Origin of the sequence: Serratia sp. 1D1416 (assembly GCF_003641105.1) — a bacterium.
Lineage (GTDB): Bacteria > Pseudomonadota > Gammaproteobacteria > Enterobacterales > Enterobacteriaceae > Serratia > Serratia ficaria.
Map to the genome: position 1 here is coordinate 522,076 of NZ_CP032738.1, position 14,437 is coordinate 536,512.

Annotated in this window: 13 protein-coding genes and 3 pseudogenes; 3 read left to right on the forward strand and 13 right to left on the reverse strand. The window is 55.2% G+C overall.

Annotated features, from left to right (window positions below):
- The first annotated feature begins 3 nt into the window (after nt 1-3).
- On the forward strand, nt 4-228 hold the full coding sequence (locus D7I37_RS27650) for a biofilm development regulator YmgB/AriR family protein (protein WP_129543267.1): 225 nt from the start codon (nt 4-6) through the stop codon (nt 226-228).
- 204 nt (nt 229-432) lie between these two features.
- On the opposite strand, the gene D7I37_RS02510 is transcribed toward D7I37_RS27650, so the two are convergent.
- On the reverse strand, nt 433-756 hold the full coding sequence (locus D7I37_RS02510; protein WP_129543268.1) for a hypothetical protein: 324 nt from the start codon (nt 754-756) through the stop codon (nt 433-435).
- Between the two features lie 55 nt (nt 757-811).
- Between D7I37_RS02510 and D7I37_RS27655 the strand changes: the two are divergent.
- Nucleotides 812-937: pseudogene (locus tag D7I37_RS27655) on the forward strand (MurR/RpiR family transcriptional regulator); the annotation flags it as partial.
- A 7-nt stretch (nt 938-944) separates the two neighbouring features.
- Nucleotides 945-1,317, forward strand: a pseudogene (locus D7I37_RS02520) (DUF1989 domain-containing protein); the annotation flags it as partial.
- A gap of 85 nt (nt 1,318-1,402) precedes the next feature.
- Here D7I37_RS02520 and D7I37_RS02525 read toward each other — a convergent pair.
- From D7I37_RS02525 to D7I37_RS02575, 12 genes and pseudogenes are all read right to left on the reverse strand, one after another.
- Entirely contained in the window at nt 1,403-1,663 is a 261-nt protein-coding gene (locus tag D7I37_RS02525; RefSeq protein ID WP_129543269.1) for a helix-turn-helix domain-containing protein, read from the reverse strand.
- Nucleotides 1,664-1,919: 256 nt separating this feature from the next.
- Entirely contained in the window at nt 1,920-2,528 is a 609-nt protein-coding gene (locus tag D7I37_RS02530; protein WP_129543270.1) for an ANTAR domain-containing response regulator, read from the reverse strand.
- A complete protein-coding gene (locus tag D7I37_RS02535) occupies nt 2,525-3,685 on the reverse strand; it encodes a transporter substrate-binding domain-containing protein (RefSeq protein WP_129543271.1) in 1,161 nt (386 codons plus the stop codon). Before D7I37_RS02535 ends, D7I37_RS02530 begins: the two co-directional genes overlap by 4 nt.
- A 42-nt stretch (nt 3,686-3,727) precedes the next feature.
- The gene (locus D7I37_RS27660) at nt 3,728-4,384 is read right to left on the reverse strand and encodes a nitrilase-related carbon-nitrogen hydrolase (RefSeq protein WP_371415245.1); all 657 of its coding nucleotides are present in this window, start codon (nt 4,382-4,384) and stop codon (nt 3,728-3,730) included.
- Complete coding sequence (locus D7I37_RS02540; RefSeq protein ID WP_371415246.1) at nt 4,291-5,433, reverse strand: nitrilase-related carbon-nitrogen hydrolase; 1,143 nt, start codon at nt 5,431-5,433, stop codon at nt 4,291-4,293. Before D7I37_RS02540 ends, D7I37_RS27660 begins: the two co-directional genes overlap by 94 nt.
- Entirely contained in the window at nt 5,433-6,926 is a 1,494-nt protein-coding gene (locus D7I37_RS02545) for a cytosine permease (protein WP_129543272.1), read from the reverse strand. The genes D7I37_RS02540 and D7I37_RS02545 overlap by 1 nt, the downstream gene beginning before the upstream one ends.
- 420 nt (nt 6,927-7,346) lie before the next feature.
- Nucleotides 7,347-7,821 (reverse strand): annotated as a pseudogene (locus tag D7I37_RS02550) (aldehyde dehydrogenase family protein); the annotation flags it as partial.
- A gap of 828 nt (nt 7,822-8,649) precedes the next feature.
- Nucleotides 8,650-9,765, reverse strand: coding sequence for a Xaa-Pro peptidase family protein (locus D7I37_RS02555; protein ID WP_129543273.1), 1,116 nt, complete (start codon nt 9,763-9,765; stop codon nt 8,650-8,652).
- 14 nt (nt 9,766-9,779) lie between these two features.
- The gene (locus tag D7I37_RS02560) at nt 9,780-11,003 is read right to left on the reverse strand and encodes a M20 family metallopeptidase (protein WP_129543274.1); all 1,224 of its coding nucleotides are present in this window, start codon (nt 11,001-11,003) and stop codon (nt 9,780-9,782) included.
- 17 nt (nt 11,004-11,020) lie between these two features.
- Nucleotides 11,021-12,655, reverse strand: coding sequence for an ABC transporter ATP-binding protein (gene nikE / locus D7I37_RS02565; RefSeq protein ID WP_129543275.1), 1,635 nt, complete (start codon nt 12,653-12,655; stop codon nt 11,021-11,023).
- Nucleotides 12,655-13,482, reverse strand: coding sequence for an ABC transporter permease (locus D7I37_RS02570; protein WP_129543276.1), 828 nt, complete (start codon nt 13,480-13,482; stop codon nt 12,655-12,657). The genes nikE and D7I37_RS02570 overlap by 1 nt, the downstream gene beginning before the upstream one ends.
- On the reverse strand, nt 13,475-14,422 hold the full coding sequence (locus D7I37_RS02575; RefSeq protein WP_129543277.1) for an ABC transporter permease: 948 nt from the start codon (nt 14,420-14,422) through the stop codon (nt 13,475-13,477). The genes D7I37_RS02570 and D7I37_RS02575 overlap by 8 nt, the downstream gene beginning before the upstream one ends.
- Between the last annotated feature and the right edge of the window lie 15 nt (nt 14,423-14,437).

Here is a 14,437-nt window from a genome sequence, read left to right on the forward strand (position 1 = left end):
GATATGCGCGTAGATTATCTTGACGAAAATGAATTGCATACTCTGAAAAACGTCGAGCTCGTAATAGGCCACTGCGTCGTAACTTTACTTATCAAAAAGATGAGGATTACCACAGAAAACATTCTCTCTCAAATAGTCATAGAGATGGAGAGCACACCAGATGAAAGCAAGTTCAAGCTTTATCGAACCGCATTGGAGTTCCTGGGTACCAATGCAAAAAACCGCTAATAACTATTGCACGCGTTACAAGGGTGGCAGCCACATCATCGGCATCTAACAAATTAGATTGCAATCACCTGACAAAGAAAAAATCTCACAAGCGGACATTTATGGTTCTGAACACCTTCGGTCGTACTGCGTTTTTTCGTAAAGGCACTCGCCATTATGGGTTGCACCGAGTGGAGGTATCCTATGAAGCATTTAAACGCTCACCTAGATTTGGGACAGCAGGATAATAATGCACCATCCGTCATGGTCCTCTTTACGAACATACTGCAGCTCACAGCGCTCTAATGCCTCCTCCACAACGCGGCAGTCACCCACAACCATAAAATCTACCTGCCCGATCTGTCGCCCATCTTCAGCAAACTGTTGTATCAATGCAGACTTTTTCACCAAGAAAGCCATGGTTTCAGCATATTCCGCCCACAGCTCACCAGGCAACCATTCCTCATCACTCACCACTGCGTTGACCCAACCTAGTGACTTGAGCCGTTCAATCGCCTGTGTCAGCCGTAACAAGGCTGGCTGTTGCACTAGTGGTTTCGGGCACCTTCTGTGCAGGATGACTTTTTATTTCCGGGGTACATTCATGAACGCAAAAACGGCATCGTTAGAAGGCCGTCTCCGGCAACATTGGGAGCGGCTTTCATTACACGAACAGCGTTTAGCCGACGTGTTGTTAGCCGCACCGGGTCAGGTAGCGATGAATACCGCGAACACAAAGCGCGAGCGTGCATGACACCTTTATGGCCGCATGCGATGCGCGTCGTTATGAATTGCTCGGCTGCGCCGAACCGCACCGCAACTGCCACGACACTCCGTTCGAAGCTATGGCCGAACTGCCGCACAGCGATCTGGCCTCGTTCAACATCTTCATGAACATTCAGGTTCAACCGGACAGGCGCCCCCTGAAAACGCTGCCGCTCGTCACCGGGTGATTACATCATCCCGCGTGCCGAAATGGACTGCTATGTCGCCTTCTCCGCCTGCCCGCAAGGCATCGTGAGCATTCATTACCCCACGCGATGCCGAGCTGCGCATTCTGACAGCAGGCTTCCCACACAGATAAAATTACGGGGGCCATGGGATCCATAAGATAAAAAGCGGAAAATGACAGGGCTTTGGGAGAAATATTAATGGGTGAAAGCAACGCAATACATTTACAGGCTTAACCAAGATATTAAAAAGTGCTTTTTAAACGAGCGCGGTGGTTTTGAACAATACTCATACCGGTCTGAGGCTGGACGCCTAATGCTTCACAATACCAAATAAACTCAACGACATCCAAGCGCCTTTCTCCCACTTCAACTTTTTGTATGAAGCTATGGGGACGGCCTATACGCTCTCCCATTTCGCGCATGGATAATCCCTGGCTTTCGCGAGTTTCTCGAAGCCAGCTAAGGAGTGCCTGCATTTCTGGGGAGTGGATGCTTTTTGTCACTCGTACCTTTTACAGGTACTTTACCATTGTACCCAAAAAAGGTACGATACTTGTGTCGAGTCAAGGGTATCGTCTCGACGTGCAGAAAAATGGCAAGTTTCTACTCTAGGCTAAACGGCCTGCTACTGAGCAACACCAGGGAAGCATAATAATAAATAATCCATATCATAACTTTAGCCCTGTACATCATCAGCAGGGCTTTTTTCAGCCCCCAGTGGCATACCCGGAGCCAACAGAAACGCCTCGGTACCCGATACTATTCCGCATACAGTGATTTCAATCGGTTCAACCAGGGCACTGTGTCGTTCAGCAGCTCGCAGCTGAGGTTTTCAATCGTCATGTGCTGCGCCATGGAAGCGCGCCGCAACAGGTTGTAGGCATCGTCCTCCCCCAGCTGCAACTCATGCATTACCCGCAGTTGCGCGGAAAACAGGAACTTGCGCGCACGCAGTCGCTCTTCCTGTCGCCGGAGTTGCGCTTTCAGCTGGCCGATGCGAACGGCATTATTGAGCGCCAGCGTAAAGGCGGTCATCACGCCATCAAAACGCACCGGTTTGCGCATATAGCTGTCGATCTTCTGCTCGGTAATCCATTGTAAACGCGATGGCGTTTCAATGGCGGTAAGCGCAATCTTTGGCAGCGCGGGCCAGGGTAGCTGATTCGTGGGATGAAACAGGGTGGGATTATCGCCATCAAACAGCAGTAACTGCTGATCGGCCAGTTGTGCATCGTCAGGAAACGCGGCACAGAATATCCCCCGAATCCCCATGCGGCTGAACTGCTGCGCCAAATGGTGATTATCGCGCTCGGAACAACCGATCACGCATACTTTTAATCCACGCAGTTGCGCGTTTTTCCGGCTCATGCGCTGCCTCCCCGATGACTGAGCCTCCCCAGATCCACCCATGCCAGCCAGGGATCGGGTTTCACCGGCTCATCAGCCTGCCAGAAACTCTCCAGCTTGCCGTGGTGACAGCGGGCCAGATGCGGGGTCAACCAACAATGATTATTGTCGGCGTCGAGACGGATCTTCCCGGCTGGCGAGTCCATTTCATCCCGCAACACGGCATTGCGAATGCCTTCAACGTCGTCATTGCCGTGACGAGCAATGGCTCTCGCCAGCAAATGTCCGGCCAGCCAGGCACTTTCACTGTCGACTGACGGCGAGACACTTTCCCCAAAACGCTGACGATAGCTGCCTAGAAAATCACGATTGGCGGCGCTGTCGATGGACTGAAACCAGCTTGCAGAAACCAGATACCCTTCCAAAGCTTCCGCGCCAATCAGTTGGACTTCCGGTTCGCACAGCGTCAGACTCAGTTTCAGTACCTCGTTTAGCCACGGTTGCTGCTGGCTGGCACGGTGCCAGGCACGGTAAAAACTGTAGGCGCTTTTGCCGACCATCGTATTCAGAATCATTTTGGGACGGCGCGCGATAATATCCGCAATTAACGCATCCACGTTCTCATCTCCCAGAGAGAGCAATTTACTCTGCACCATGCTGCCGCCGGCAGGGATAACGGCTTCACGCGTGATGCGATCCATTTCCCAGGACCAGACGTAGTTAGAGCCAATGTGATAAATCTCCGCCTCATGCTGCCGTAACAGCCAGCTCAACATCGGCAATATGTGCTGATTGGGTGTTGCGCCTAGGTAAATAACGCTGTTGCTGCTTTCAAAACCCTCATAGCGAGCGGAGTGCCATAGCAGCGCGTTTGCGCCTTCTATCAGCGGTAGAATGGTTTTACGCGCCGCAGACGTGTAGCAGCCGATCACATGGCGCACGCCGTGACGATAAAGTAAGTCATGGCAATACTCGTAATAGAGATCCAGCGACCCTTGGGGATCGCGTACCACCGGGGCAAGGGTAAATCCGTGTGTGGGGTCGGCGTTTATCTCCTCTATCGCCAGCAGAATGCCGTTGAGCATTTCTCGCCCGATAACCGCATAATCGCCTGATACAGAATAGAGAATACCGACCGGAATAATGTTCTTTGAAGGCAGCGGCTGAGTTGCAGACATAATGGCTCCCGAATCAACGCGGCCCGCAGGCCGCGTCCGTGGTCATAGCGGTTGACGAACAACCAACCGAGTGTAGTAGTGCGGCTGACGCATTAACACCAGGTCTTTACGCCTTACCACATGATCAGGGTATGTGGTGTCGGCTGAACCCGTGGAGATGTCCAGTACTGCCAGCCCTTGTGCGCCAATCGCTTTAATTTCTTTACGCGGAAAGGCAAAGGTATCCGGTCCAAATACGCCGCTCAGACCAAAGCTTTCTCCTTCAGCGGCCGGCCAATTGGCAAAGGCCAGCCAGACATTGTTCTCACCCGCACGAACGCGCGGCAACAACCAGTGATAAGGATCTGCGCCACGAGGAATCGGCCAGACATGTGGGATAGCCGTGCCGGCATGCCCCATCGGTGCCGGCGCATTGAGCCGAGCCGGACAGGCGATGATATCGCAGCCTTCCAGCGCCATGATTCGTGCCGCTTCCGGTACCAGCAGATCTTCACCGAGCAAAATACCTACCCGGCCGCAGGGCAGATCGCAAGTCACCCACTCGTGGCCTGCGCAGGCCCATTGCCGATCCTGTTCGCTAAGATGAATCTGCCGATAGTGTGCACTCAGCCCGCCATTGTCCACCAGCAGAGCACTATTATAGAACTGGCTGCCTTCCCGTTCGGCGAAGCCCGTGAGCAGCGCAATATCCAGTTCCATCGCCAGGTCGATAAGCGCCTGTACCGGCGCATCATCAAGCGACAACGCATTGCCGTTACGTTCCCCCCGGTCAACGCACGCTCCGGCAAAATCAGCAGTTCCGCGCCGCCTGATTTCGCCCGTTCGGCCCAGTGCCGAATCCGCGACAGATTGGCGTCAACATCGTTTTCCGGGCGAAACTGCGCCACGGCAATACGAGAATCTTTGCCATCGGGCAGTGAATTGCGTCCGTATAAGCCAAAGAAATCCTGAGGATTCCATAACCAGGTGTTGGTCATTAAACGCTGATACAACTCAGGTCGACGTTGGCGCAGCCGGGGATTTTCCTCCGGTAGCCACAGTTCAGCATTGAGTACCCGATCGCCGCTATCGCAGCTGGCCAGGAGATTTCCGTTGCTATCAACGATGCAACTGCCGCCACTGAACTGTACTCCCCGCTCCCATCCCCAGCGGTTACTTTCGATCAGTGCGCAGCCGTTCTCCCAGGCGCGCGTCAGCCAGTAAGGCGCAGGCGTGCGTTCAGCCAGCCAGTTGCTGATGTGGCAGATGACTTGCGCGCCGCCCAGCGCCGCCAGCCGGGCGGTTTCAATAAAATGGATATCCATGCAGATCAACAGTGCAATATTGCCGATATCGGTATGGAATACCTGATGCCCGCAATCGCCGTTGGCCGCCCATTTCGGTTCAGAAATATAGGGGTGAGTTTTACGATGGACGCCAATCAGGCCCTGCGGCCCAACCAGTACGGCGCTGTTATAGTAAAGATCGGTAACCGGATCCCGTTCCGGCATGCCAAACACCAAGAAACAGTTAAATTCGCGTGCGACAGCGGCAAAAGCCTGGCTGGTCGCGCCGTCAGCGGTTTCAACATAAGGCGCGACTTCCGCCCGATCCTGCCAACAGTAGCCGGTGGTCGCCATTTCAGGCATGACGATCAAGCGCGCGCCATCGCGCGCCGCGTCCGTTGCCAATGCCAGCAGGCGAGCGACGTTTTCATCTTTCCGGAATTGCGTTGGTTCAAACTGGATGGTAGCGACGGTGATGCTCATTATTCTGCCTCCTTGCTCAGCAACGGGTTAAATACCGGTTTCGGCCCCCGATAGGCATCGGAAGGCTTCCAGTTGGTTTGCATATCGTCGGGGAAGGTTTTGAAGTAGTAGCTGCCGCGGGTGGCGACGCTGATAGCAACGTGCAGCACCGGTCCCACCAGCATGGCGATAAACGAGGCGTAAACCATCGGATAAAGGCCAAGCACGCCAGCCGCACCTATCGCGACAGCGGCACACAACGCAATTACGCCGGACGGGTTCCACATGCGAAGATACTCTTTGCGGAACTCCACAAAATCTGATGGCGCAAGGTGCAATACTTTGCGGCAGATAAAATAATCAGCCAGGATGATAAACACCCAGGTGTTGGTGAGGATACCGGTGATTGACAGGAAGGTGCCGGTATACTGGAGAATGTTGCAGATATAGAACACCACTCCGAGCAGCCAGACCAGAACCATCCACCATTGGCGCCCCGGACGACAGTTAAACGCCATGTCCATCGTATTCGACAGCGCAATCGACCCCGAGTAGAGGTTGAGTACGTTGATACGGATCTGGGTGATTACCGCAAACAACACCCCGGTCAGGCCAATAATCAGCGGGAACACGAAGCCTGGGTCGAGCGCCAGCGACCAGACATTGTCCCCCTGGATGTGCGGCATTAATGTGTAGGCCATAAACGCGCCGAACAGCATGACCACCACAATCGGGAGCAGCATACCCAGCATGATGGCAGCCGTCCCTTTATGGCTGATGCCAGGACGGGCAAAGCGGCCATAATCGGTGGCCATCAATCCCTGAAATACAATCTGTCCGTTAGCCATGTTCATCACCAGCCACAGCGCGTTACTGTCGTTCTCCGCTTTTGGCTGCCAACCGCTGAAACTCACCGCCGGGTAGTGGTGCGTTAATTGCCAGATACAGAATCCAAACATCAGGATGAAGATGGGTACTCCCCAGGTTTGCAGAAACTGCATCGACGACATGCCTTTCCAGACAAACCAGATTGCCGCCAGCCCCATCAACGCAAAGATGGCGATCCCCGTGAAAGAGTTGACCGGAACGCCGGCGTAGTTGGCGATGGCGTGAGAAACGATGGTGCCTTCGAACAGGAAATAGAAAATGAAATTAACGGCGTAAATCAGCGAGGTGAATGCTGACCCCATATAGCCGAACCCCAGTCCGCGCGTCATCAGGTTGAGTGAAAGCCCCTCGTTACTCGCCATCTTCATAATGCAGGAGCCAATTAAGGTGGCGAACACCACCATATAACCCATAGGTAACAGCAGCATTGGCCAGCCGACCTGGTAACTCATATCGGCGCCAAGGCTGAACCAGAACATGGCCGTAGAATTACCCAACAACACCAGAATGATGGCCGGAATGGGCCAGCGATAATGCGAGGGTACGCGGCCAACCGCATAATCCTCAACAGCTTCTGCTTCGGTGATATCTTGTGGCCCCTGAAACCATTCTTTTAACTTGCTCATAGATTTTTTCCCCAAAAAAAAGCCCCGCCGACAGCATTGCCGGCAGGGCTTCTTCGCCTGAAATCGATGTACTGGAGTGGCTATTGGCCACAAGCCGCTTGCCAAGCTACGGTGCCTGTTCCTGCAATGCAGGATGCGGTACAGATGAAAAGCAATAAATGCGCCAGTTTTTTAAAACGGCATTTTCAGCAGGAAACAGAAAAGCTGGAAAGTTGAACATGCATTATGGCAGTGCAAAACGCACCACCACGATACAGACCGACCCAACAGTTTGCGCTGTGCGGCGCCTCAAGATGCTGCAACGGATGCGTTCGCCTATCTGCACGCAAGCAACATCCTGCAGTTCCCGGCCGATGCCGTGGTGAACTTCGGCTACCACCGTGCAGTTGACGTTGTTTTCCGCACTCCGTCGGGTATAGGTACCCCCGCCACTGCAATTTCAATGTCAGCATCATCAAACACGATCAACGGGGCGTTGCCGCCCAGCTCGAGACTGAGACGTTTAATGCTGTCGGCACTTTGCTGCATCAGTAGTTGACCAACCCGGGTAGAGCCGGTAAAGGAGATTTTCCGCACCGTTCGGCTCGAGGTTAACGTCTCCCCGACATGATGATCGCGAGATCGTCGGCATGGGCAATAATCAATTGGTGCCATTTTTCCAGCAGCTCAGCTCGAGTCGCATTGGGTGTTTTTCCCCAGGCAACGCGCACCGTTTCGGCATACGCTATTGCCCGCTCCGTCTCCGCCTTTCCAGCGCCGGAATGGTCGCAATGGTTTCGCCAGTGGCAGGATCGGTTACCGGCAGTGTGGCACCCTGTTGTGCGCCCCGCCAGTGTCCGGCAAACAGCGCCTGCTGGCGCAGTAAATCGCTATCTTTCAGCTGTAGTCGTGACATAACATCCCCTTGTGATCGGCTGATTCCACTTTAACGCGGTGGGTCAGCGCAGGATATTGTTGTGCGGAGCCAGAAAGATTTGGATGGGAATTTTTAACCGCGAAAAGAAATTTTATGCCGTGCGGGATGAAGCGCATCGACAGAACGCTCTTCAGGTTTAAACCTGGCAGCCGCTCAACGGTATTGCCGGGTAATATCAAAGGATCTGGAAAACTAAATTTTGCCCAAGAGCGTACCCCCACGCCCCCGAGCAAGATAGCTTAACTTTATTTTCGTTGCCTGGCATGCGATTGTTAGTTATTAACAATACGTGTAATATCTAAATGGATTTGCCATAAATAATAACGCAACAGAGAGTTAAAAGAAACATATCCAAAAAGCATCAAGAAAGCAGTCAGGCTGATATCTTAGGGTTAACACCCTTATTAATATCTGCTACAGTTCTGTCTCTCGCTATCGTTACAACCTTAATCCTGCCGAGCTTCATCTTTATTTACCGCTATTCAGCCCCCCGACATAATTAATTTTCCCAACACCTATAGAAGACATCCACAACAAGTAAGGATGAAAAACACTTTTTCATCTATGAATTAAGAATGTTTTCCGCAGGAAACAATGCCCCAATATGCCAGAATAATGTTGCTGAATTTAAAAGGAATACTTCCTGACGCTTTCTGGCGGTACCTGTGGCCTCGCGCAGGCAGCGCAGGGCTGGTACAGACCGCGGTCTTTACTCGCCAACAGACCCCGTTCGCTGGCCAGGGCCCAGGCGGCGGTGCGCAGGGGAATATCCAGCGTCTGCGCCAGGAGCTCAAAAAGGCCCCCTTTTCAAATCCCCATCACTTCCCTCGGTAACCGGCTCATCCTCATTCCGCCTTCCGGCCTCACCACGACAGTCTCACTAAATGCCAGTCCGGCCGCCGAGGTATACATATGAAATACCATATTTTCTTCAAGCCTCCAGTCTGCCGCCGGGGTGAAGCAGCGTGAGAAATCGCTCGGACGTGGCGTACGGGTGTAAAGCCCGAGCGCGTAGCCGGTGACGTTGCCGTAGTCGGCGCGTAACCCGGCGGCGAGCACGGCGTTGCGTAAAATCGCATCGACGCCACGGGCGTTTGCGCCCGGTTTCATGGCGGCGATCTGCGCATCCTGCAGGGCAATCAGCTGGCGGGCGATGCGTTGTTGCTCCGGGCTGATACCGCCGGGGATAAACGGGCGCATCAGGCGGGCGCTGTAATGTTTTACCTTCGGGATCAGTTCCACATGCAGGATGTCGCCGTCCTGAATAATGTCCTCATGCGTCTGCGCATGCAGAAAACCGCTGTCTCCGGCGGAACGGACGATCGGACCGGTTTCGCCGGTATCAGCACCTTCAGAAAGAAAAATCTGAGCCGCCAGTGCGGCAACATCCCGCACGCGCCAGCCCGCTTTCACCTGCGCTTTCAGCGCCAGAAACGCGGTATCCGCAATGTCTGCTGCCTGCTGAAGAAGGTCCAGCTCATACGGAAATTTCACCTGCCGCAAACGGTCGCTGACACCCGGCATCGGTCGCCAGACGGCATCGGGTAAGCATTCGGAAAGCCGCTGCCAGCTATCCACCGTCATACCGTACGAACGAGTATCCGCGCCAAGACGACAGTCGCGATAGCCGCGTGAAATCAGGCTTTGCGCCACACTCTTCCATGGGTCCTGATGGTCAGCATAAGTGACAATATCATGGAAACAGCTCCCCTGGCGGCAAGGCGCTTCATCGAGATCGCGCAATACCATCCACGGCTCGCCGCTCAGTGGCACCAGACAGGCGCGGTACATCGTTTCCGATACGGTAAAACCGCTCAGCCACGCCAGCAGCTCACCGCTGTCGACCAGCATCACTTGTGCGTCCGCCATGCGCATGGCGTCACGCAGGCGGCCCAGTGCCGCCAGATTCACGGGCATCGACATCCGTTTATCCTCTTTCAGGCTTCAGCCGGCTGACAAATTTCGAGGATTGCCAGCAGGTAAACCCGCACGGTATCAAGGAAATCTTTAATGTGGACCCGTTCGTCCGGCATGGTGTTGAACTTACCACCGGGCCCGCACACCACGCCTTCCATGCCCAGCATCTGGTAGAAATGCGCGGCGTCAGTGCCATAAAACGCCGGCGGCGTAATGACACCGGTTGGTTGTTGTTCACCGCGCACTGTCTGATACGCACGGTTTACCGCTTTAACGATCGGGGATCCCGGCGACACTTCGAACGGCAGCATGGTCGGGCGATGACGTTTACCGTCATCAAACAGTTCCGCCTGCAGGCCGGGAAATTCGCTGCACAGGTTATCGAGCAACGCCTGCAAATCGGCCAATACGGTGTCGACCGTTTGCCCCGGTGAAAAACGCGCAGACCCGCTGAGACGCACAAAATCAGCGACCTGCGGCGGACGCCATTCTTCTAAATCACGTCCCAACGCACCGTGAATGGTGCCGATATGGCCGCGGTTAATTTTGCGGTGATCGTCCGTTTCCGCGCCGGTAAAGGTGATGTTGTTGATTTGCGGGATCAACCTGATGGCCGCCTGAATCGCATCAACCGCTTCTTCACGTTTTGAAAGATGCCGCGTGTCGCCGGTCAGTTCGATGGTGAACATCAGCGATCCGGCGTGCATGGTCATCGCCTGCACATCGGTCGGTTCTGAGTTAATAAAATAATCGGCTTTGATGCCCTGCTCTATGGCCGCAATGGTGCCGATCCCGCCCTGCAATTCACCGACCACATACGTCAGGATCACATCGCCTTTGAGTTTTACGCCGTTGTCGATCAGCGTTTTCAGCGCGCAGAAATAGGCCGCATCACCGGCTTTCATGTTGGAAACGCCGATGCCGTAAATGAACTCGTCATCGATTTTTCCTTCCCAAGGATCCACCGTCCAGCCTTCGGTCACCGGGTTGGTGTCGAGATGGCCGTTGAACAGCAGACTGTGGCCGCCGCCCTCGCCGCGCAGCGTACCGATGGCATTCAGGCGCTCGCCCGGCACCGGTTGCAACTGCGTCTCGAGCCCGAGCATCTGCATCTGGTTGGCCATATATTCCGCCAGCTTGCGCTCGCCGTCTGTCTGGCTGTAACTCTTGTGCTGCACCATACGCGCCAGAAAGTTCAGGCAATATTCATCGTCAATGGTGGCCAGTAATTGTTGAGAATTCATGTGTAACCCTTTCAGTTTCAAAGATGTTCTGTGAGGGCCGTTTCAGGCGTATGCACCGCCGCCAGCAACGCCTTCGTATAATCATGACTGGCGTGTTGCGTCATGGCATCGCCCGGCAGCACTTCCAGCAAATCCCCGCGATACATCACCGCCACGCGGTGTGCAATCTGGCGGATCAGGTTCAAATCGTGGGTAATAAACAGATAAGCGGTGCCGTAGCGACGGCGCAGTTCCAACAATAATTCGATGACCGTTGCCTGCACCGAGACATCAAGTGCGGCGGTAATTTCATCGCAAATCACCAGCTCGGGCGGATGCGCGAACGCCCTGGCAATCGCTACGCGCTGCTTCTGGCCACCGGAAAGTTCATGCGGAAAACGTCGGGCGAAGCCGGCAGGAAGACGCACATCTTCCAGCAAACGCGTTACCGCCTGCACTTCGGTTTCACCTTCCGGCAAACCGTAGAGCCGCAACGGACGGGCGATGATCTCGCCGATACGCTGACGTGGATTGAGCGAGGCATCCGGATGCTGGAAAATCATCTGCACGCGGCGGCGGTAGTCTTCGTTCATTTCCGCACGGCCGGACAGGTTGTAACCGTTAAAATCCACTTTGCCGCTGAACGGCACCAGGCCGGTCAGCGCTTTCGCCAGCGACGATTTACCGGAGCCGGACTCGCCCACCACGCCGACGATTTCCCCGCAATGCACCGTCAGGCTGATATCCGATGCGGCCCGGGTTTTGCCGTTTTCACGACGGAACAGCCGGTCCAGCAAACCGTGGCGTCCGTAATCGATGTTGATGTTTTGCAGGCTGAGTAACGGCTGAGCTGAAACTGGTGCGGCGTCCGTCAGACGATGCGCGGGATCAGGAACAGCCGCCACCAGCTTTTGCGTGTAAGCATGCTGCGGCGAGAGAAACAGCGAACGCGCGGTGGCCTGTTCAACGATATGGCCTTTTTCCAGCACGCAGACACGGTCTGCCACCGCCGACACCAGCGCCAGATCATGCGAGATGTACAGCGAGGCGACGCCGGTTTCTTCACGCAGACGAGCAAACAACGCCAGAATTTGAGCCGAACTGATGACGTCTAGCGCGGTCGTCGGTTCATCAAAAATCAGACATTGCGGCTCGCAGGCAAAGGCCGTGGCGATCAGTACGCGCTGTTTTTCACCGCCGGAAACCTGATGCGGATAACGCTTCATCATCGCCGCCGGATTTTTCAGCTCGACGTTGCCAAGCAACTCAATACCCAGCTCCAGCGCCTGTTTGGCGTCAAGCCCGCGATGGCGGATCAGCACTTCTGTGACCTGCTCACCCAGCGTCAGCGTAGGATTCAGCGAAGCGCCCGGATCCTGAAAAATCATGCCCAGCTTGCCACCGCGCAGGTTTTCCAGTTTTGGCGCGGACATCTGGCATAAATCCTCACCCGCCAGCAGAATGCGCCCGCTGCGTTCCCGCGCATTCGTCGCCATGTAACGCATAACCGACCAGCCCAACGTGGTTTTACCCGAACCGGATTCCCCGACCAGCCCGACCACTTCGCCGCGCTGCACGCTGAGTGAAATGTCCTGCAAAACCTGCAACGGCGCAGCGTGAGGCAACAGATAATCGAGGCTGTAATTTTCTATCGCTAATACGGCATCGCTCATCAGTGGCTCCTCGGGTTAAGCGCATCGCGCAGGCCATCGCCCAGCAGGTTAAAACCAATCGCCACCAGCGCGATCGCCACACCTGGGATCAGCATCATCCACGGCGCATTAAAGAAATAGGCCCGGGCTTCCGAGACCATCAATCCCCATTCCGGCTCAGGCGGTTGTGCGCCGAGGCCGAGAAAACTCAGTGTGGCAAACAGCATGATGGCGAAGGCCACGCGGATAGTGGCTTCCACGATGATTGGCGCGACAATATTGGGCAGCATTTCACGCAAAATGATGTAGTACGTGGCTTCACCGCGGGCAATCGCCGCGCTGACGTAATCCTGCTGACGCGCTGCCAGCGAGACGCTGCGGGCGATACGCACCATGCCGGGCACAAACGCGATAGTGATCGCCAGCACCGCATTGAAACTGCTTTGCCCCAAGGTGCTGACAATCAGCAGCGCGAACAACAGGCTCGGGATCGACATCACCGCGTCCATGGTGCGCATAATGGCTTCGTCCGTTTTGCCGCCCAGGTAGGCGCTGGCGGTGCCGATCACCGCCCCGATCACCATTGACATCAGAGTCGCCAGCAGTGAAAGCACAATGGTGGCGCGGGCACCGACCATCACACGGCTGAAAATATCGCGCCCGAGCTGATCGGTACCGAACCAGTGTTCTGCCGAAGGTGCTTTGTAACGCGCCAAAATCGAAATCGATTCCGGATCATAAGGCGCGATATGCGCCCCGCCGCACACCATCAGCGCAGCCACCACGAGAATAAACAACCCGACAGCGCCCTGCGGCGAACGGATTAAATGCTTCATCACATCACGCATAACTGATCCGTTTATCGAGGAAAACATAGGCCAGATCGGCCAGGAAATTGACGACGGAATAGGTCGCGGCAAGGATTAACACCCCGGCCTGAATGGTCGGTAAATCCCGTGCCTGAACGGCCACGATCAGCTCGCGACCAATCCCCGGAATAGCGAAAATCTCTTCCACCACCACGATACCGCCAAGCAGATAACCGACGTCGAGCGCCACAATGGTGATGGTCGGCAGCAGGCCGTTACGCAGCGCGTGACGCCACAAAATCCTGCGGCGCGACAAGCCTTTGAGATGTGCGGCGCGGATATAATCGGTCTGCAACACATCGACCATCTCCGAGCGCACCATGCGTGAAACGTGCGCCACCAGAATCATGGCTACCGTCACCGACGGCAGGATCAGATGGCTGACGCCACTCAGGAAATCCTCCGTCAGCGGCACATAACCGGTCGCAGGCAGGATTTGCCAGACATCGGCAAACAGCAGCAATAGCAATGTGGCGGTAACAAATTCCGGAAAAGAAATGCCGACATACGACAGCACGCTGACCAGCATATCGGCCAGTTTCCCGCGCCGGACTGCCGCCCAGATCCCCAGCGGAATCGCTACCACCAACATCAGCAACAGCGCACACACCGCCAGCAGCAGGGAGCGCCCCAGTGCAGCCATAATGGTGGGTGCCACCGGCAAACCGTTACGCATCGACACGCCGAAATCGCCGTGCAGCACGCCGCGCAGCCAGTGCCAGTATTGCAGCCACGCCGGGTCATCGAGCCCGAGACGCGCACGCACGGCGGCCAGCGCTTGCGGCGTGGCGTTTTGCCCCAGCAGGGTTACGGCTGCATCCGCCGGCAATAACTGCGTAATGCCAAAAACCAGCAGCGACACCACCAGCAGGGTGTAAATCACCAGCATGAAACGTTTGAACAGATAACTCGCCGTCACTATCAATGCCCCCTG